The 18,755-nt window shown below is 72.2% G+C and carries 16 protein-coding genes; 12 read left to right on the top strand and 4 right to left on the bottom strand.

The features are described from left to right. Positions 1-80: 80 nt before the first annotated feature. The 5 genes from J7I97_RS11795 to J7I97_RS11775 all read left to right on the top strand — a co-directional run bounded on the left by J7I97_RS11795 (position 81) and on the right by J7I97_RS11775 (position 7,335). Positions 81-1,565: an aldehyde dehydrogenase family protein gene (locus J7I97_RS11795; protein ID WP_308369336.1), complete on the top strand. Its 1,485-nt coding sequence runs from the start codon at positions 81-83 to the stop codon at positions 1,563-1,565. 14 nt (positions 1,566-1,579) lie between these two features. Further along, a complete protein-coding gene (locus J7I97_RS11790) occupies positions 1,580-3,109 on the top strand; it encodes a GMC family oxidoreductase (RefSeq protein WP_214933573.1) in 1,530 nt (509 codons plus the stop codon). A gap of 80 nt (positions 3,110-3,189) precedes the next feature. Then, complete coding sequence (locus tag J7I97_RS11785) at positions 3,190-4,269, top strand: glycine betaine/L-proline ABC transporter ATP-binding protein (protein ID WP_214933621.1); 1,080 nt, start codon at positions 3,190-3,192, stop codon at positions 4,267-4,269. 32 nt (positions 4,270-4,301) lie between these two features. Continuing rightward, positions 4,302-6,338, top strand: a complete 2,037-nt coding sequence (locus J7I97_RS11780; protein WP_214933620.1) for an ABC transporter permease subunit — start codon at positions 4,302-4,304, stop codon at positions 6,336-6,338. Positions 6,339-6,453: 115 nt separating this feature from the next. Then, a complete protein-coding gene (locus tag J7I97_RS11775) occupies positions 6,454-7,335 on the top strand; it encodes an ABC transporter substrate-binding protein (RefSeq protein WP_251050527.1) in 882 nt (293 codons plus the stop codon). A gap of 54 nt (positions 7,336-7,389) precedes the next feature. Here J7I97_RS11775 and J7I97_RS11770 read toward each other — a convergent pair whose 3' ends face one another. Continuing rightward, positions 7,390-8,622: an aromatic acid exporter family protein gene (locus J7I97_RS11770; RefSeq protein WP_214933571.1), complete on the bottom strand. Its 1,233-nt coding sequence runs from the start codon at positions 8,620-8,622 to the stop codon at positions 7,390-7,392. A 192-nt stretch (positions 8,623-8,814) separates the two neighbouring features. Between J7I97_RS11770 and J7I97_RS11765 the strand changes: the two genes are divergently transcribed. The 4 genes from J7I97_RS11765 to J7I97_RS11750 all read left to right on the top strand — a co-directional run bounded on the left by J7I97_RS11765 (position 8,815) and on the right by J7I97_RS11750 (position 11,981). Continuing rightward, entirely contained in the window at positions 8,815-9,762 is a 948-nt protein-coding gene (locus J7I97_RS11765) for an ABC transporter ATP-binding protein (RefSeq protein WP_374195464.1), read from the top strand. Continuing rightward, on the top strand, positions 9,759-10,745 hold the full coding sequence (locus tag J7I97_RS11760; RefSeq protein WP_214933569.1) for an ABC transporter permease: 987 nt from the start codon (positions 9,759-9,761) through the stop codon (positions 10,743-10,745). The genes J7I97_RS11765 and J7I97_RS11760 overlap by 4 nt, the downstream gene beginning before the upstream one ends. Positions 10,746-10,836: 91 nt before the next feature. Then, positions 10,837-11,226: a GntR family transcriptional regulator gene (locus tag J7I97_RS11755; protein WP_214933614.1), complete on the top strand. Its 390-nt coding sequence runs from the start codon at positions 10,837-10,839 to the stop codon at positions 11,224-11,226. Between the two features lie 302 nt (positions 11,227-11,528). Further along, positions 11,529-11,981, top strand: coding sequence for a hypothetical protein (locus tag J7I97_RS11750; protein ID WP_214933567.1), 453 nt, complete (start codon positions 11,529-11,531; stop codon positions 11,979-11,981). Here J7I97_RS11750 and J7I97_RS11745 read toward each other — a convergent pair. The 3 genes from J7I97_RS11745 to J7I97_RS11735 all read right to left on the bottom strand — a co-directional run bounded on the left by J7I97_RS11745 (position 11,978) and on the right by J7I97_RS11735 (position 14,588). Continuing rightward, positions 11,978-13,168 (bottom strand): Gfo/Idh/MocA family protein, encoded by a 1,191-nt coding sequence (locus tag J7I97_RS11745; RefSeq protein WP_214933565.1) that lies wholly within the window; start codon positions 13,166-13,168, stop codon positions 11,978-11,980. The genes J7I97_RS11750 and J7I97_RS11745 overlap by 4 nt on opposite strands. A 218-nt stretch (positions 13,169-13,386) precedes the next feature. Continuing rightward, on the bottom strand, positions 13,387-13,857 hold the full coding sequence (cynS, locus tag J7I97_RS11740) for a cyanase (RefSeq protein WP_214933563.1): 471 nt from the start codon (positions 13,855-13,857) through the stop codon (positions 13,387-13,389). 89 nt (positions 13,858-13,946) lie between these two features. Next, positions 13,947-14,588 (bottom strand): carbonic anhydrase, encoded by a 642-nt coding sequence (locus J7I97_RS11735; RefSeq protein WP_214933561.1) that lies wholly within the window; start codon positions 14,586-14,588, stop codon positions 13,947-13,949. Between the two features lie 123 nt (positions 14,589-14,711). On the opposite strand from J7I97_RS11735, the gene cynR reads away from it, so the two are divergent. From cynR to J7I97_RS11720, 3 genes are all read left to right on the top strand, one after another. Next, complete coding sequence (gene cynR, locus J7I97_RS11730; protein ID WP_214933559.1) at positions 14,712-15,668, top strand: transcriptional regulator CynR; 957 nt, start codon at positions 14,712-14,714, stop codon at positions 15,666-15,668. Positions 15,669-15,766: 98 nt separating this feature from the next. Further along, a complete protein-coding gene (locus J7I97_RS11725) occupies positions 15,767-16,585 on the top strand; it encodes a hypothetical protein (protein WP_214933557.1) in 819 nt (272 codons plus the stop codon). Beyond that, positions 16,585-18,753, top strand: coding sequence for a bifunctional serine/threonine-protein kinase/ABC transporter substrate-binding protein (locus J7I97_RS11720; RefSeq protein ID WP_214933555.1), 2,169 nt, complete (start codon positions 16,585-16,587; stop codon positions 18,751-18,753). Before J7I97_RS11725 ends, J7I97_RS11720 begins: the two co-directional genes overlap by 1 nt. Positions 18,754-18,755 lie beyond the last annotated feature (2 nt).

Here is an 18,755-nt window from a genome sequence, read left to right as displayed (position 1 = left end):
TCGGGAACAGCGGGCACGTGCGCCGACTGCACCACCATCGCGGGTTCGCCGCGGTGCGGAAACCGGAGGTACAGCACGTCGTGTCGGAGCAACTGACCATTCACACGGCCGGGACGTGGCGGCCCGCCGCAACGGGAGCCACCAGGGAGATCCTCGACCCCGCCGATTCCACCGTGCTCGCGGTGGTCGCCGAGGGCGGCGCCGCCGACGCCGACGCGGCCGTCGGCGCGGCCCGCGCCGCTTTCGACTGCGGACAGTGGCCGCGGACCCCCGTCGCCGAGCGCGCCGCGCTTCTGCGCCGCACGGCCGAGCTGCTCCAGCGTGACCGCGAGCGCATCGCGCTCATCGAGAGCCGGGACGCGGGCAAGACCCTCGAAGAGGGCCGCATCGACGTCGACTGCGTCAGCGCCGCCTTCCAATACTTCGCGGACCTCGTCACCGCCGAGAGCGGCGGCCGGGTCGTCGATGCGGGATCCCCCGACATCCACAGCGTCGTCGTCCACGAGCCGGTCGGGGTCTGCGCCCTGATCACCCCGTGGAACTACCCGCTCCTCCAGGCCAGCTGGAAGGTGGCCCCGGCGCTGGCCGCGGGCAACACCTTCGTGATCAAGCCGAGCGAGATCACCCCGCTGAGCACGGTCGTCCTCATCGAACTGCTGGTGGAGGCTGGACTGCCCGCCGGGGTCGCCAATCTCGTCACCGGCGCCGGGGATCCCGTCGGCGCCCGGCTCGCCGCCCACCCCGACGTCGACCTCGTCTCCTTCACCGGCGGCCTCGCCAGCGGTACGAAGGTGATGCACGCGGCCGCCGACACGGTCAAGAAGGTCGCCCTCGAACTCGGCGGGAAGAACCCCAACGTCGTCTTCGCCGACGCCTGCGCCACCGCGGAAGGCTTCGACACCGCCGTCGACCAGGCCCTGAACGCCGCGTTCATCCACAGCGGCCAGGTCTGCTCGGCCGGATCCCGGCTCATCATCGAGGAGTCGGTGAGCGCCCGCTTCGTCGACGAACTGGCTCGCCGCGCCGAGAGGATCCGCCTCGGCCGCGGCACCGACCCCGGTGTCGAGTGCGGCCCGCTGGTCTCCGCCGCCCAGCGCGAGCGCACCGAGTCCTACGTCGCCTCCGCCCTCGCCGAGGGTGCCGTCCTGCGCGCCGGCGGCGAACGCCCCGAGGGGCCGGGCTTCTTCTACCGCCCGACCGTCCTCGACCGCTGCAACCGGGGGATGCGCGTCGTGCGGGAGGAGGTCTTCGGGCCGGTGCTGACCGTCGAGACCTTCCGTACCGAGATCGAGGCCGTCGCGCTCGCCAACGACACCGAGTACGGGCTCGCGGGCGCCGTCTGGACGGCCGACCCGGGCCGTGCCCGCCGGGTGGCGGGCCAGCTGCGCCACGGCACCGTCTGGATCAACGACTTCCACCCCTACCTGCCTCAGGCGGAGTGGGGCGGCTTCGGGAAGTCCGGCGTCGGGCGCGAGCTCGGGCCGTCCGGTCTCGCCGAGTACCGCGAGGCCAAGCACGTCTACCAGAACCTCGCTCCGCGCCCCGTGCGCTGGTTCGCGGGCTGAAAGGGAACACCGAAATGACGACGCACACGCACCAGTACGACTACGTCATCGTCGGCGGCGGCACCGCCGGCTCGGTGATCGCCTCCCGGCTGACCGAGGACCCGAACGTCACCGTCGCCGTCATCGAGGGCGGACCGAGCGACGTCGACCGCCCCGACGTCCTCACCCTCCGCCGCTGGATGGGCCTGCTCGGCGGCGAGCTCGACTACGACTACCCCACCACCGAGCAGCCCCGCGGCAACTCGCACATCCGGCACAGCCGCGCCCGCGTCCTCGGCGGCTGCTCCTCGCACAACACCCTCATCGCGTTCAAGCCGCTGCCGTCCGACTGGGACGAGTGGTCGGACGCGGGCGCCGCGGGCTGGCACGCCGCCGCGATGGACCCGTACTTCGACAAGCTGCTCAACAACATCGTTCCGGTCGGTGAGGCCGACCGGAACGCCATCGCCCGCGACTTCGTGGACTCGGCCCGGGACGCGCTGAGCGTGCCCCTCGTCGAGGGCTTCAACCGCAAGCCGTTCCACGAGGGCGCCGGATTCTTCGACCTCGCCTACCACCCGGAGACGAACAAGCGCTCCTCCGCCTCGGTGGCCTACCTCCATCCCGTCATGGACGACCGGCCCAACCTGACCCTGCTGCTGGAGACCTGGGCCTACCGCCTGGAGCTCGACGGGACGCGGGCGCGCGGGGTTCACGTACAGGCCAAGGACGGCTCCCGGTCGCTGGTCACCGCCCGCCGCGAAGTGCTCGTGTGCGCGGGCGCCGTGGACACCCCCCGGCTGCTGCTGCACTCCGGCATAGGCCCGCGCGAGGACCTGGAGGCCCTGGGCATCCCCGTCGTCCACGATCTGCCCGGCGTGGGCGAGAACCTGCTCGACCACCCCGAGTCGGTGATCGTCTGGGAGACGGACGGTCCGATCCCCGAGAACTCGGCGATGGACAGCGATGCCGGGCTCTTCGTACGGCGCGACCCCGAGTCCCAGGGGCCGGACCTGATGTTCCACTTCTACCAAGTCCCCTTCACCGACAACCCGGAGCGGATCGGCTACGAACGCCCCGCGCACGGCGTGTCGTTGACCCCCAACATCCCCAAGCCCCGCAGCCGCGGCCGCCTCTACCTCACCAGTGCCGACCCCGAGGTGAAACCCGCCCTGGACTTCCGGTACTTCACGGACGAGGACGACTACGACGCCCGCACCCTGGTGGACGGCATCAAGATCGCCCGCCAGATCGCGGCGACGCAGCCGCTGGCCGGCTGGCTCAAGCGCGAGGTGTGCCCAGGGCCCGACATCACCGGCGACGAGGAGCTCAGCGCGTACGCCCGCTCCGTGGCGCACACCGTCTACCACCCGGCCGGCACCTGCCGGATGGGCGCCGCCGACGACGCCACGGCGGTCGTGGGACCGGACCTGAAGGTCCGCGGCCTGGACGGTATCCGGATCGCCGACGCCTCGGTCTTCCCGACGATGCCCGCGGTCAACCCGATGATCGGAGTGCTCATGGTCGGCGAAAAGGCCGCTGAGCTGCTGGGAGGCAATGCCTGATGAACCCCACGAACCAGATCGATCCGATGAACCCCACGAACCAGATCGATCCGGCGAGCCCCGTGGACGAGGCGGACGCGATGTCCACCGCCTCCGGAGCGGACTCCAGCCCCCCGGTCTTCGCCGTGAACGGCCTGTGGAAGGTCTTCGGCCCCCGGTCCGAGGCCGCCAAGGTCCCCGGCTCCGAACACGCCGGCCTGTCCGCCGCCGACCTGCGCGAGCGCACCGGTTGCACCGCCGCCGTCCGCGACGTCAGCTTCGACGTCCGCAAGGGCGAGGTCTTCGTCGTGATGGGCCTGTCCGGCTCCGGCAAGTCCACGCTTGTGCGCTGCCTGACCCGGCTGATCGAGCCCACCGCCGGATCCCTCGAAATCGACGGCGAGGACGTCCTGGCCATGGACCGGACCCGGCTGCGCGAACTGCGCCGCCACCGCGCCGCCATGGTCTTCCAGCACTTCGGCCTGCTGCCGCACCGCACGGTGCTGGACAACGTTGCCTACGGCCTGGAGATCCAGGGCATGGCCCGCGCCGAACGGCGCGCCAAGGCCGCCGAGATGATCGTCAAGGTCGGCCTCGAAGGCCTCGGGGAACGCCGCCCCGGCCAGCTTTCCGGCGGTCAGCAGCAGCGCGTCGGCCTCGCCCGCGCCCTCGCCGCCGACCCCGAAGTCCTGCTGTTCGACGAGCCGTTCAGCGCCCTCGACCCGCTGATCCGCCGCGAGATGCAGGAGGAGGTGGCCCGGCTGCACCACGAGGAGGGCCGCACCATGGTCTTCATCACCCACGACCTCGCCGAGGCCCTCCGCCTGGGCGACCGGATCGCCCTCATGCGCGACGGCCGGATCGTGCAGCTCGGCACCCCCGAAGAGATCGTCGGCTCACCCGCCGACGACTACGTACGGGACTTCGTCCGCGACGTGCCGCGCGAGCAGGTGCTCACCGTACGCAGCGCCATGCGCCCCGCGACGGCCGCCGAGGCCGAACAGGGCCCGGCCCTCTCCCCCGCCACGACGGTCGTCGAGGCGATCGAGGCCGTTGCACGCAGCGGCGGTCCCGCCCGGATCGTCGACCAGGGCCGATGCCTGGGCGTGGTCGACGACGCCGCGCTGCTCGCCGTGGTCGCCGGAGTCCCCGCCCCGGCTACCGGGGAGGTGGCCGCATGAGAACCCGTACCCGGCACCGGGAGGGGTCCGCGATGACCGCGACCGCCGCGCCCGTCCGCGAACCCGCGCCGCGGGGCATCCCGCGGCAGCAGGGCCGGCCCACGGCTACGACGGCCGAGGGACCGCCGGGCGGCCGCCTCAGAGCCCTGTCGCACCACCGCGCCGGCCGCCGCGTCCTGCCCCTCGCCGTCGCCGCGGCCGTGCTCACCGCGCTCGGCATCCTCTACCCCGGCGCGGGCGGCTGGCCGGCCGCTCTGGCCGTCGACCTGTCGGCCCCGCTCGGCCGGGCAGGCGACTGGATCATCGACCACCGCGACAGCCACCCGCTCTTCCTCTATTTCTTCGGGCACGTCAGCAACGCCGTCGTGATGTCCGTCCGCGCGGTGTACGTCATCCTGCTCGCCGCCGGCTGGACCGGCGTGACCGCCCTGGCCGGGCTGGTCGCCTGGCGCCTCGCCGGCATCCGGCTCGCCCTGACCTCGATGGCCGCGTTCGCCGTCTGCGGCCTGCTCGGCATGTGGGTCCCCACCATGCAGACGCTCGCCCTGATGGTCGTGGCGGTCGCCGCCTCCGTCGTCGTCGGCGGCCTGCTCGGCCTCGCCGCCGGGCTCTCGCCGCGGACCGAGCGCGCCCTGCGCCCCGTACTCGACACCATGCAGATCCTGCCCGCCTTCGCGTACCTGCTGCCGATGGTGCTGGTCTTCGGTATCGGCGTACCCGCGGCCGTCCTCGCCACCGTCGTCTACGCCGCCCCGCCCATGGCCCGCCTCACCGCGCTCGGCCTGCGCGAGGCCGACGCCGGGGTCATGGAGGCCGCCGCCTCGCTCGGTGCGACCGGACGCCAGCGGCTGCTCACCGCGCGGCTCCCGCTGGCCCGCCCGCAGGTCCTGCTCGGCGTCAATCAGGCCATCATGATGGGCCTCTCCATGGCCGTCATCGCCTCCGTGATCGGCGCGGGCGGCCTCGGCGACCGCGTCTACCAGGCCCTCGCCTCCGTCGACGTCGGTGCGGCCCTCGCCGCCGGTATCCCGATCGTGCTGCTCGCCGTCGTCCTCGACCGCACGGCCGACGCCGCGGGCGCCCGGTTCGGCGCCACCCCGCCGCCGACCGCCGAACAGCACTTCCTGCGCCGGGTGTTCGCGGGCTGGTACGGGCGCCTGCTCACGCTGCTGGTGGCGGTGGCCGTCGCGACCCTCGGCCGGATCCTGGGCACCTCCCAGTGGCCCGGATCCTGGACCGTGTCCCTGGCCGATCCCGTCAACCGGGCCGTCGGCTGGATGACCGACCACCTCTACTCCGGGGTTCCCGTCGTCGGCGGCACCGCCGATTGGGCCGCCCACTTCACCGGCTGGATCCTCGACCCGCTGCGCACCGGACTCCAGGCCCTGCCCTGGTGGCTGCTCCTGCTGCTGGTGGCCGCCCTCGGAGTGCTCGTCGGTACCTGGCGCACCTCCCTCACCGCCGTCCTCGCCTTGGCCGCCATCGGCGTCCTCGGCGTCTGGGAGCCCTCGCTGGACACGCTCTCGCAGGTCCTCGCCGCCGTCGCCGTGACCCTCGTACTCGGATTCGCGATCTCCGTCGGCGCCGCCCGCAGTGCCCGCGCGGAGCGACTGCTGCGCCCCGTGCTCGACATCTGCCAGACCATGCCGCAGTTCGTGTACCTCATCCCGGTCGTCGCCCTGTTCGGCGTGGGCCGCGCCCCGGCGGCCGCCGCCGCCGTGGTCTACGCGCTGCCCGCCGTCGTCCGTATCACCACGCAGGGGCTGCGCGAGGTCAACCCGGCCGCGCTGGAGTCCGCCCGCTCCCTCGGCGCGACCGGTGCGCAGCAGCTGCGGCAGGTCCAGCTGCCGCTCGCCCGGCCCGCCCTGCTGCTCGCCGTCAACCAGGCCGTGGTCCTGGTCCTCGCCGTCGTCATCATCGGCGGCCTGGTCGGCGGTGGCGCGCTCGGCTACGACGTCGTCCTCGGCCTCGCCCAGGGCGACCTGGCCACCGGACTCGTGGCGGGCGCCGCGATCGTCTGCCTCGGCCTGATGCTCGACCGCGTCACCCAGCCCGCGAAGGAGGCCTGAGATGCCGATCGATCCGATGAAGGCCGAGCCCGTGAGACACACCCGCCGCCGTATCCTCGCCGCGTTCGCCGCCGCGACCACCCTCGCCGTCGTCACCGGCTGCGGGGCCGCCGACATGACCCGCCAGTCCTCCCCGTACGCCGCCGCGCGGGGCGCGAAGACGGTCACCCTCTCCGTGCAGTCCTGGGTCGGCGCGCAGGCGAACACCGCCGTCGCGGCGTACCTGCTCGAACACGAGCTGGGCTACCGCGTGGACACCGTCCAGGTCGACGAGGTGCCCGCCTGGGACGCGCTCAGCCAGGGCCGCGTCGACGCGATCCTGGAGGACTGGGGCCACCCCGAGCAGGAGAAGCGCTACGTCGAGGACAAGAAGACGATCGTCCCCGGCGGCGATCTGGGCGTGACGGGCCACATCGGCTGGTACGTGCCCACGTACTTCGCCGAGGCGCATCCGGACGTCACCGACTGGAAGAACCTCGGCAAGTACACCGATCAGCTGCGCACGGCCGAGAGCCGGGGCAAGGGCCAGCTGATGGACGGTTCCCCGTCGTACGTCACGAACGACAAGGCGCTGGTGAAGAACCTCGGACTGGACCTCGAAGTGGTCTTCGCCGGGTCCGAGGCCGCCCAGATCACCCAGATCAAGCAGTTCGCGAAGGAGAAGAAGCCCTTCCTGACGTACTGGTACAAACCGCAGTGGCTCTTCGAGCGGGTCCCGATGACCGAGGTCAAGCTGCCCGCGTACACGGAGGGCTGCGACGCCGACCCCGAGAAGGTGGCCTGCGCCTACCCGCACACGCCGCTGCAGAAGTTCCTCAACGCGCGCTTCGCCGATTCGGGAGGGAAGGCGGCGCGGTTCCTGACGAAGTTCAACTGGGGCGTCGCCGAGCAGAACGAGGTCGCCTTGATGATCGCCGAGGAGAAGCTCTCCCCGGAGCAGGCGGCCAAGAAATGGGTCGAGCGCAACGAGCGGGTCTGGCGGCCCTGGGTACGCTGACCAGCCGCCGGGCGTCACTCGCCGCCCGGGTACGCTGACCCGCCCCGCCGGGCGTCACTCGCCGCCCGGGGTGCGCCGCCCGCCGGGCCGGGCGGTGCGCAGGCGGCCGGTCAGGCGGTGCAGTTGCGCGTGGCGTTCGCGCTGCTCGCGGGAGTGCCGGTCGAGTTCCTCCATGAGCCGCTCGGAGCGCTTCTCCACGCCCAGCTCGTCGAGCACGCGGTCCGCTTCAGCAAGCAGCGCCCCGTGCAGCTGCCACTCCCCGGGATGGGCGCGGACCTGATCCAGGAGGAGGATCGCGAGGCGGTCCCGGCTGCGGCGGGCGGTGTTCAGCTCCTCGGTGAGCCTGGCCTCGGCGTCCTCGGCGTTGGCGCTGACCTGCGCGGTGATGAGCTGGGCGAAGCTCTCCACGGCGACGGCTGTATGGGCGTACAGCTCCTGGAGGGCTCGCGCGATGTCGGGCGCGAGGAGCGGGTCCGCCGGCCGGGTCTTGGCGAGATCCGTCAGGGTCCGGCAGGACACGCGCAGCACCACCGCGCAGATCTCCAGCGTGTCGAGGCCGGTGCGCAGCACCAGCCGGAAGAGGAGGCCTTCGCGCACCCTCGGGTTCAGCCGCAGGCTGTCCTCCGCCTGCCGCAACGCGGCGTCGACCTGGGCGATGTCGTTGTCGAGGCGGCGGGCTTCATGGAGGCGGGCGGCGGCCTTCTCCACCGGGGTGTGGTCGCCCAGTTCGGCGCTGATGTGCACGAGCAGGGCGCGCATGCGCCCGGCGAGGTCGGTGATCGCCTCGCTCGCGGGTCCGACCCATACGGGCGGCACGAACAGGACATTGAAGAGGAGCCCGACCGCGGCGCCGATCAGTGTCTCCAGAACCCGGTCCCAGGCCGTGTCCGCCACCCTGGTCACGCCGAGGACCAGCATCGCGCTGATCGCGACCTCCGGGACGAACTCGCCCGCCTTCACCAGCCGGCCGACGACGAGCGAGGCGAGGATGATCAGGCCCAGGCTCCACCAGGTCAGTCCGACCAGCGCGCTGAAGCCGATCGCGAGCAGTACGCCGGCCACGACGGAGTTGACCCGGCGGATCCCGGTGGTGAGCGTGGAGTAGAGGGTGACCTGTACGACGAGCAGCGCGGTGAGCGGAGCGGTCAAGGGGGCGGGCTCGCTGCTGAGCCTGAGCGCGATCACGTAGGAGACGACGGCGGCCGCGGTCGAGCGGACCGTCTGCACGACGGCGGGTTCGTGGTGGCGGCGCAGGACCCGGAGCAGGGGAGCAAATGCTTGTGGCATACAGCGCCTCTTCCCTTTCGACGACGGGATCAACGCTCCCGGGCCGGCCCCACCCCCCTGGGCGCCGGTCGCTCAGCCCAGGAACGCCGCGGTGGTCGCCGCGAACGCGCCGGCGTCGTCGAGCTTCGCGATGCGGCGGGCGTGTGCCATGATTCCATTAATCATGTAGTGGAATCATGGAAAGGGGGAGGCGTGCGCGATCTGACCGTTCCCGGCATGCCCGCCGACACCCGGTGGGCGCTGGAGGCACGCGGGCTGGGGAAGAGGTACCGCCGGGGGTGGGCGCTGCGGGACTGCTCCTTCCGGATTCCCGCCGGCCGCATCTGCGCCCTCGTCGGACCCAACGGCGCGGGCAAGAGCACCTTGCTGAGCCTGGTGGCCCGCCTGATCGAGCCGTCGGCCGGGGAGCTGCGGATCTTCGGCGCTCCGGTCGACGCCCCGGGCACCATGCCGCGGTGGGCCTACCTGGGACAGGACAAGCCGCTGTTCAAGAACTTCACCGTGGCCAGGACCCTGCGGATGGGCCAGGAACTCAATCCGGGCTGGGACCAGGAGGTGGCCGAGCGGATCGTACGGGAGGGCCGGCTGCCGCTGGACGCCCGGGTCAGCAGCCTCTCGGGCGGCCAGCGGACCCGGCTGGCGTTCGCGCTCGTCTTCGGAAAGCGGCCCCAACTGCTCCTCCTGGACGAACCGATGGCCGACCTCGACCCCGTCGCCCGCGATGAGATGAGCTCGCTGCTCATGTCCGAGGCCGCCGAACACGGCACCACCGTGCTGATGTCCTCCCACAACCTGGGAGAACTGGAACACACCTGCGACTACCTGCTCGTCCTCGCCGACGGACAGATCCGCATGGCCGGGGACAGCGATGAGCTGCTGCCGATGCACACCGTGGTCACCGGGGTGACCACGGACCAGCGCCTGCCCGACGCCCTGGCCGCCCACACCGTGATCGAGACCCGTACCGCCGGCCGCCAGTTCACCGCGCTGATCCTGCGCCAGGGCCCGCTGAGTCCCGAATGGCACGCCACGGAGCCCGGCATGGAGGAAGTACTGCTGGCCTACCTCCGCTCCCCCGCGGCGCCCCCGCTGCTCTCCCCGACCGCGACTCCCGCCCACCGAGAGGAGCGTGCGGCATGAGCACCCTCGCCCACCCCCGAGCCGCGGAGAGCGCCAAGCCCGCGGGGCCCCGCCGGCTGCACGGACTGGCCTGGCTGATGGTCCGCCAGCACCGGGCCATGCTGCTCACCTGCGTCGCCGTGACCGTTCTCGGCGCCGCCTGGATCGTCTACGAGCGCAGCTCCATGCTGGACACCCTGCACGCCGCCGGCTGGCCCGCCAAGCCCGCCGACGCCATCGACAACAATGTGCACAACGCGATGAGCAACCGCTTCAACGAGTTCGCGGGCTACCTGGAAGACCTGCCGCTGCTGCTCGGCGTGTTCCTCGGGGCCCCGCTCGTCTCGTCGGACCACGAGCAGGGCACCGCCCGGCTGGTCACCACCCAGTCCGTACCCAGAGGGCGCTGGCTCCTGTGGAAGCTGGGATTCGCATTCCTCCTGGTCACGGTGACCACCGGGGTCCTGAGCGTGCTCTTCGCCTGGTGGCGCGGTTCGGTCGGGCCCTTCACCCCGACCGACTGGCTGCACGGAGCCGCCTTCGACAGCACCGTGCCGGTGCTGATCGCGATGAGCCTGCTCACCACCTCGCTGGGCATCGCCGTCGGAGCACTGACCCGGCGCGTCGTGGCCGCCATGGTCCTCACCTTCCTCGGCTCGGCCGCCGTCCTGGTGGCCGCCGAACTCCTCAAGGACACGCTCGCCACCCCGCGCCGCCTCACCTACCCGCTCACCAGCGAGCAGCCGGCCACGCTCGACCACGTCGTCCAGGTGGACCAGTGGGTCGGCACGGCGTCCGGAAAGCTCTACGGCTGGGGCACCTGCGTGAACGACCAGGCCACCGAGGTCTGCCGGGCCAGGCTCGGGATCGTGAACAACGTCTGGGAGTACTTCGGCCACGACCAGTTGGCCGGTATGCAGTGGACCGCCGTCGGGCTGTACCTGACGCTGACCGCGCTGTTCGTCGCCGTGTTCCTCTGGCGCACCCGCCGCGGCCCGATCTAGATCTGACGACCCCCTAGGCTGAAAAGCCACCACGACGAGAAAGAGGGAGGCGGGCACCGTGGTCGTGTTTCGCATCGAACGCCGCAGCGGTATGCCCGCCTACCTCCAGATCATCCAGCAAGTGGAGCAGGCGCTGCGGATGGGGGCCCTGACCGAGGGCGACAAGCTGCCCACGGCGGCGCAGGTCGCCGCCACCGCGCAGGTCAATCCGAACACCACGCTCAAGGCGTACCGCGAACTGGAGCGATCGGGCCTCGTCGAAGTCCGGCAGGGGGCGGGCACGTTCGTCACCAGGTCACTGGCCACCCCGCGGACCACACCGGCATCCCCTTTGGGGGCCCGGCTCGGAGAATGGATGCGGCTGGCCCAGGAACAGGGTCTGACCTCCCTCGAAGTCACCACCCTCTTCGACACCGTCCTCGCCGAGACGTTCCCGGCCCATTCCGCCTCCGGCCCCCAGCCGCACACCGCGACCCGCTAGTGCCGTGGGCGTGTCCGGCGCGTGTCGGCAGGCGGGACGGCTCGGGTCGCGGGAAGCTGGAAACATGCCCGTCACCCGTAATGACACTGAGCCCCCTCCCGACCCGGCCCCGCCGCCGTTCCCGGCCCCCGAGCCCCCGCGGCCCGAGCCACCGGTACCCGGCCCCCTCCCCGACCCCAGCCCGTTCCCCCAGACCCCGGCCTCGGCCCCGCTCGCCTGACCGCAGCCCCGCCACGCGGGCCGGGAGCAGCTACCGCTAAAATCCCCTGTTTGTTCGAATCGACGAATGGGCGGGGGCCTCGATGAGCGCGCAACTGCGCGAGATCGCAAACGAGTTGGCTGACGTGCTGTGGCGGGAGCACACCGTGTACCGGACCAGGGCGGGTGGTGTCGTCATCCGGGGGGAGCACGTCCAGCGGTGGATCAGCCTGGCCCCCAGCGCGGGCCGGGACGAGGTCCTCGTGCGCGCCGGCCGGATACTCGACGGCGGTACGACCGCACCGGCCCGTTCGGAGGCGGTCGCGCGCCTGTCCGCCGGTACGGCCGAGCTGGCCGCCGTGTGCCGCCGCCTGCTCGCCGAGACGGCGCCGGGACCTTCGCCGGCGGCGCCGAGGGCGGCCCGCGCCCCGCGACAGAGGCAACGCGGACGTTCCGCGCGTAGAGGCCGCCACACGAGCGCACGATCCTGGCTGGTCGTCGCGTGCATGGCGGCGATCGCCGCCCTCTACGTCGCCAACGGGGCCGGGATGCTTTAGCGGGGGTCTCGCTGGCCCTCCTCGAAATACGCGACCAGTCGCGGGTCGAGCGGGGGCACCCGGCGAGGCGTACCTCCGTCGCGGAGTGATTCCGTAGCCATACAGCCCGCGGCGACCGCCATACGGGCGGCGACGGGCGAGGTTTCGGTCACTCCCCCATCGCGTACGAAGCGGAGGAACTCGTCGATCAGGAGGGGATCAGCGCCGCCGTGGCCGCCCTGTTCCAGGGCCTCCGGGATTTCGTAGGACGCGTCGGGCTCGGCCCGGTACCCGGAGCGACGGCCGTTCCACACCTTCACCGCACCGCCGGGACCGTCGCCGAAGTTCTCCAGCCGGCCGGCGTCTCCGATGACGGTGTAGTTGCGCCAGTAGTCGGGGGTGAAGTGGCATTGCTGGTAGGCGGCGAGGACCCCGTTGCCGAGACGCAGGTTGAGCAGCGAGACGTCCTCGACGTCGATCACCGGGTTGAGGGCGCGCTGGGTGTGCGGGGGCCAGTGGCCCGTCTTGGTGTACCAGTCGTCGGCCTTGGGCTCGCCGGGCGCGCGCCGGTGCGGGTTGTCGCCGTAGACCATCAGGTCACCCATCGCCTGGACGTCATGGGCGTAGGCGCCGGCCAGCCAGTGCAGGACGTCGATGTCGTGCGCGGCCTTCTGGAGCAGCAGACCGGTGGTGTACCGGCGTTCGGCGTGCCAGTCCTTGAAGTACCAGTCGCCGCCGTAGCCCACGAAGTGGCGGATCCACACCGTCCTGACCCGGCCGATCTCACCGCGCGCGATCAGCTCGCGCATCAGTCGGACCACCGGCATGTGCCGCATGTTGTGGCCCACGTAGAGTCGGGTGCCCGTCTCGTGGGCGGTGCGCAGGATGTCGTCACAGCGCTCCACGGAGATGTCGAGGGGCTTCTCGACGAAGACGGGCTTGCCGGCCACGAGGGTCTGACAGGTCAGCTCGGCGTGGGTGTGGTCGGGGGTGAGGACAAGGACCGCGTCGATGTCGGGGTCCTTGATGACCTCGACGTGATCGGCGGTGGTGCGCACACCGGGGAAAACGGCCGCGGCCTCCGCGCGGGCCCGGGGATCGGGGTCCGCGAGGGCGGTGACGACGGCGCCGCGGCCGGGCCGGTGTGCGGTGCGTGCGAGGCTGCCGCGGAGGCCGTAGCCGAGGACGCCGATGCGGATGTCGGTCATGGACAACTTCCTTCGCGTCTATGGGTGCGCCGGTCGGCCGTGCACGGCGATCAGCTTGTGCCAACTCGCCTATCATCTGCTCGAATCCCGGCCGCCTCATGAGGCATTGCGGGATTGGCGAGATGCGGTGGTCGCGGCGTGTGCCGTGGTACCGGGCGGCAGACCGGACATCGCCGCTCGGGGCCGTGGGAGGCCCCGGGCGGCGTGGTGGCCGGCCCTCAGAAGGGCTTGGTCGGCAGGTACTTGCCGTCGAGGGTGATGACGGCGCGTTCGCCGCCGTCGGGGTCGGCGACCTTCTTCACGTCCAGCTTGAAGTTGATCGCGCTGATGATGCCGTCGCCGAACTGCTCGTGGACCAGAGCCTTGAGCGTGGTGCCGTACACCTGAAGCATCTCGTGGAAGCGGTAGATCGTCGGATCGGTCGGGATGCCGCCGGGGATCGAGCCGCGGGTGGGGATGGTCTGGAGCAGCGTCACCGCGTCGTCGTCCAGGTCCAGCAGCTCGGCGACCGCCTTCGCGGCGTCGGCGGGCAGGGGGTGCTGGCCGAGGACGGCGGCGGTGACGAAGGCGGCCGACAGTCCGGCGGCGTCGGCGATCTGCTGCCAGGACACGTTCTTGCGGATCTTGGCCTCTACGGCGGTGGCGGCCAGCGTCTGGCGGGCGGTGGGGTCGAACTGTGCGTGGATCATGTGCGGGGCTTCCTTGTCCGTTCGCCGGTCTCGGGGTGAGGCGAGTGCCGGGGGTGGCTGATGGGACCGTGCCTCGGGTGCGGTGTGGGTCAGGCCGCGATCGTGGTGCCGCGGCCGGTCGCGGGGTCGAGCTCTTCGACGCCGCCCGTCGCGATGTCGTAGACCCAGCCGTGCAGTGCGACCGTGTGCGCGGCGAGGGCGTGGGCGACCGAGGGATGGGTGGCCAGGCTGGCGAGCTGCGCGAGCACGTTCTGGCGCACCAGCGCCTCCACCTTGCCCGCGCCGGCATCGATGTCGGCACCGCTCTCGGCAGCGGTCTCGGCAGCAGCGGCGGCGCGGGCCTGGGAGGCGTCCGCGTGCCGCAGCCAGCCGGCGACGGCGGGGGACGCGGTCAGATCGAGGCCCTCGGCCAGCGCCGTCATCGCCCCGCAGGCCGAATGGCCGCAGACCACGATGTCGGACACGCCCAGTACCGCCACGGCGTACTCGATGCTCGCCGCGATCCCGTCGCGGCCCGGGGCGTAGGCGGGTACGAGATTGCCCGCCGTGCGGACCACGAACAGCTCGCCGGGTTCGCTGCCGCAGATCAGCTCCGGCACGACACGGGCGTCGGAGCAGCCGATGAACAGCGTCGTCGGGCGGTGGTGGTCGGCGAGGTGAGCGAAGAGTTCCGCCTTGGCGGGGAAAATGTCGCGCTTGAAGCGCTGGACTCCCTCGGCGAGGTCTTGCATGGTCGCTCCCTTCGTTGGGTGTCGGCCTGTGGGGCTGACGAGATCCACCCTGCATGACCTGGACCTATAGCGTCCAAGACGCAATACACATGACTTCTATCGATGACATCTATAGTTGTTCCCATGGTCCTGGAACTGCGTCATCTGCGTTATCTGCTCGCCGTGGCCGAACACGGCAGCTTCACCCGCGCCGCCGAAGACCTGCGGATCTCCCAGCCCACCCTCTCCCAGCAGGTCAAGCAGCTGGAGCGGACCGTGGGCGTGCAGCTGCTGGACCGCAGCGGCCGCGCCGTACGGCTCACCGACGCCGGGGAGATCTACGTGGGCCACGCCCGCCGCGCCCTACGGGAGCTCGCCGCCGCCGACCGTGCCGTCGCCGACGTCCAGGACCTCTCCCAGGGCAGCCTGCGCCTCGCGGTGACCCCGACCTTCACCGCCTACCTGGTCGGCCCCCTCATCACCGAGCTCCACACCCGTCATCCCGGCATCGCCGTGGACGTCAAGGAAATGCCGCAGGACCGGATCGAGTCGGCCCTGCTGGCCGACGACCTCGACCTCGGCATCGCCTTCCACGGCCCCCACCTGCCCGGCATCGCCGCTACCGCCCTGTTCACCGAGACCCTCAGCCTCGTCACCGGCGCCCACCGACCCGACGCCGGCCACGATGACGGCCGGCCGCTGCCCGTCGCGGAACTGGTGCACCGTCATCTCGCGCTGCTCAGCGGGGATTTCGCCACCCGCGCCCATATCGACGCCTACTTCACCCAGGAGCGCGTCAGCCCGCGCGTCGCGGTGGAGGCCAACTCCATCCAGGCCCTGACCGAGATCGTCCAGCGCACCCCGCTGGCCACCGTCCTGCCCGACGCCATCACCCACGATCACCCCTCCCTCCGCCCCATCCCGCTCGAACCACCCCTGCCGCAACGCACCGTCGCCCTCCTGCGGCGGGAGAACGCCTACCGGAGTGCCGCCTCGCGCGCCTTCGCCCAGCTCACCCGGGATCTCGTACGGACCCGCGGCTACACCCCGCCGCAGCCGCCGGAGCAGCTCGCGGGCCGACCGGCGGTGGACCTCGGTTGACAGGTGCCAACTCGGCTTTTCAATAAGGCATTTGCCGGGCACAGCAGCGGGGTACGATCAGCGCCGTGCGGGGGCCTGAGTTACACAGACAGCGTTTCGTGCTGCGCGCCGGTGGCTGCGTGGCGGCGGGGATACTCGTACTCGCCGGGTGTTCGACCGGTGGGGCGGCGCACGGGGGTGCGAGCAGCACTCCGCGCGCGTCGGGCAGCCCGGGCGTTCAGGCTGCGACGCCCAGCGCGTCCGGCGCTCCCCCCGCGTCCGCCGCACCGCTCGTACCCGAGCTGGACGAGTCGAAGCAGCCGAAGAACGCCGCCGAGGCCCGCGCCCTCCTCGGGCGGATCGTCATCGACGAGGCGGCCTTCGGGCCGGAGGTGGTGCGCAGCTCTCCCTTCGAGAGTGGTCCCGGGCGCTGGCCCGTACTCGACCAGGATTGCGCGTGGCAGACCGCCGGCCTGCCCGATGACGTCCTGGCCACCAGCACCCGGTACTTCCACATCCCGGCCGGGGACGGCCGGGGCCGCGTGAAGATCAACGCCACGGTGACCATCCACCACAGCCGCGAGGAGTCCGGCTGGGAGACCGCGGAGGCGATGGAGGAGCTCCTTCGATGCCCCGGGCAGGTGCTGCGCGACGGCGAGGAGCTCAAGAACCTGCTGGGCGCCTCCACCTACCTCGGCGAGCAGACGAACGGCTGGACCGAGGACGCCTTCACCGAGTCCGGCCAGTACGTCAGCGAGGAGGGCGGCGGGCCCTACCGCTACATCTGGTACCAGTCACAGTTCGGACCGGTGACGGTTGCCATCGCGGGCAAGAACGCGGCGGGTTTCACCGACGAGGCCCTCAACGCGCTCGTCGTCCAGGGCACCAGCCGGATGCTGCTCCAGGCCAAGCAGGCTCTTGCAAAGGCGGCCGGCTGATGGAGCGACTGCACGCCTCCGACCCCTCCCGGATCGCCGGATACCGCCTCCTCGGGCGCCTCGGGGCCGGCGGCATGGGGGTGGTCTATCTCGGCCGTACGGACGACGGGGCGCTCGCCGCCGTCAAGGTGATCCGCGCGGAGTACGCCGACGAGGCGGACTTCCGGGCGCGTTTTCGCCGCGAGGCGTCCATCGCCGCCCGGGTGGACAGCCCCTGGGCCGTGCAGGTGACCGGCGCCGACCCGGAGGCCGCCGAGCCCTGGCTGGCCACCGCGTTCGTTCCCGGCCCGTCCCTCGCCGAGGCCGTCGCCGCCCACGGGCCGCTCCCGCCACGAGCCGTACGGCTCCTCGGCAAGTCCCTGGCCAGGGCCCTCGGCGTGATGCACGAGCAGGGTCTCGTACACCGGGACGTCAAGCCCGGCAATGTGCTGCTCGGCGTGGACGGGCCCCGGCTCATCGACTTCGGGATCGCACGCGGCGGCGAGCACACCGCCCTGACCTCCGTGGACGCCGTCCTCGGCACGCCCGGGTTCCTCTCCCCCGAGCAGGCCGGCGGCTTCCCCGCCGAACCGGCGGGCGATGTCTTCTCGCTGGGCTGCCTGCTGGCGTACGCCGCCACCGGCCGGCTGCCTTTCGGTACGGGCGCGGTGGACGCGGTGCTCTACCGCACGGTCCACGACGAGCCGGAGTTCGGCCCGGAGGTCCTCGCCGACCCCGAGCTCGCCGGCCTGCTGCGGACCTGCCTCGCCAAGCACCCCGACATCCGCCCCACCACGGATGAGCTGGACGAGGCGCTGGCCGAGGACGCCCCGGGCGAGGGCACCGACTGGCTGCCGGACGCGGTCGTCGCCACGATCGCGGAACGCGCCGCCGCGCTGCTCGCCCTGCCCGGCATCGAGGAGACCGCCGCCGACCCGGACGCCGCACCCGCCCCCGGCACCGGCGCCGACCGGCGCACACCGTCGCGCAGGCGTTTCCTCGCCCTCGCCTCCGGCGGGGCGCTGCTGGCGGCCGGCGGCGGCGTGGCCGGCTGGCTGGCGCTGCGTGACGACGGCAAGGCCGGCTCCGCCGCCGGGCCGGCCGCCCGGCAGTGGCTGATCGGGGTGCACGCCGACCTCTCGGGCCCGCAGAAGGCGTACGGGCTGGCTCAGGAGCGCGGCGTACGGCTGGCCGTCGCCGCCTTCAACTCCCGTACGGACAAGCCGTTCACGCTGACCGTCGCCACCGCCGATGACGCGGGGCGGGCGGACCGTTCCGCGGCCGCCGCCTCCGGCCTCATCGGCGAGCCCGATGTGCTCGCCGTGATCGGCCCGACCGGCAACGCGTCGGTGATCCCCTGTCTGGAGCTGTACGGGGAGGCGGCGTTGCCCCTGCTCACCGTGTCGGCCCTGGCCATCAGCTTCGGCATCGCGGACCGGCGCAGCTTCTTCCAGAACTGCGCTCTCTCGCTGGGTCAGGGTTCTGCCGTCAACCTCCAGCTGGCGCGGAACCAGGGCGTGCGCCGTCTGGGGGTCCTCTGCGACCGTGCCGGCGACTCCGAGGGGTGGCAGGCGGTCCTGCACCTGAGCCGCACCCTCGGCCTTTTCTCGCCGGAGGCCACGCTGTACTCGCGGGTCGTGCCGCGCGGTATCCGGGACCTGTCCCCGGTCGTCACCGACATGCTCGCCCACGGCATCGACGGCTTCTTCTACTCCGGCACCCCGGTCGGCGCCGCGAAGTGCGCCGGGCTGCTGGCCGCCGCCGGGTTCAAGGGGCCCCGGGCCGCCGACTACACCACCGCCGGCCCGGAGTTTCTCACCGCCGCCGGCCCGGCTGCCGAGGGCTGGCAGTTCCTCGCGCCGTACACCGGCCCGGAGGCACCCGAGGTCGCGGAAGTGGCCCGGGCGCACCGGGCGACGTACGGCTCCGCTCCCGAGATCTGGACGGCGGAGGCCTACGACGCGACCAGCCTGGTGATCGACCGGCTGGTGACCGCCGTGCGCGCGGGCGGCCGCCCGTCCCGCGCCGAGCTGCTGACCGCCCTCCCCCAGGGGACTTTCCGGGGCCTGGCGAAGGAGTACGCCTTCGACGAGCTGCGGCAGGTGAAGGGCAACGTCTACTTCCTCCACCGGGTGGAGGGCGGCCGGATCCGCTACGCGGGGCGGGCCGCCGAACTCCCGGCGGGGTAGCA

This window comes from Streptomyces sp. ISL-87 (genome assembly GCF_018614095.1).
Classification (GTDB): Bacteria; Actinomycetota; Actinomycetes; order Streptomycetales; family Streptomycetaceae; genus Streptomyces.
The sequence above is the reverse complement of the archived record's forward strand: the minus strand, read 5'-3'. Positions and strand labels throughout refer to the sequence as shown.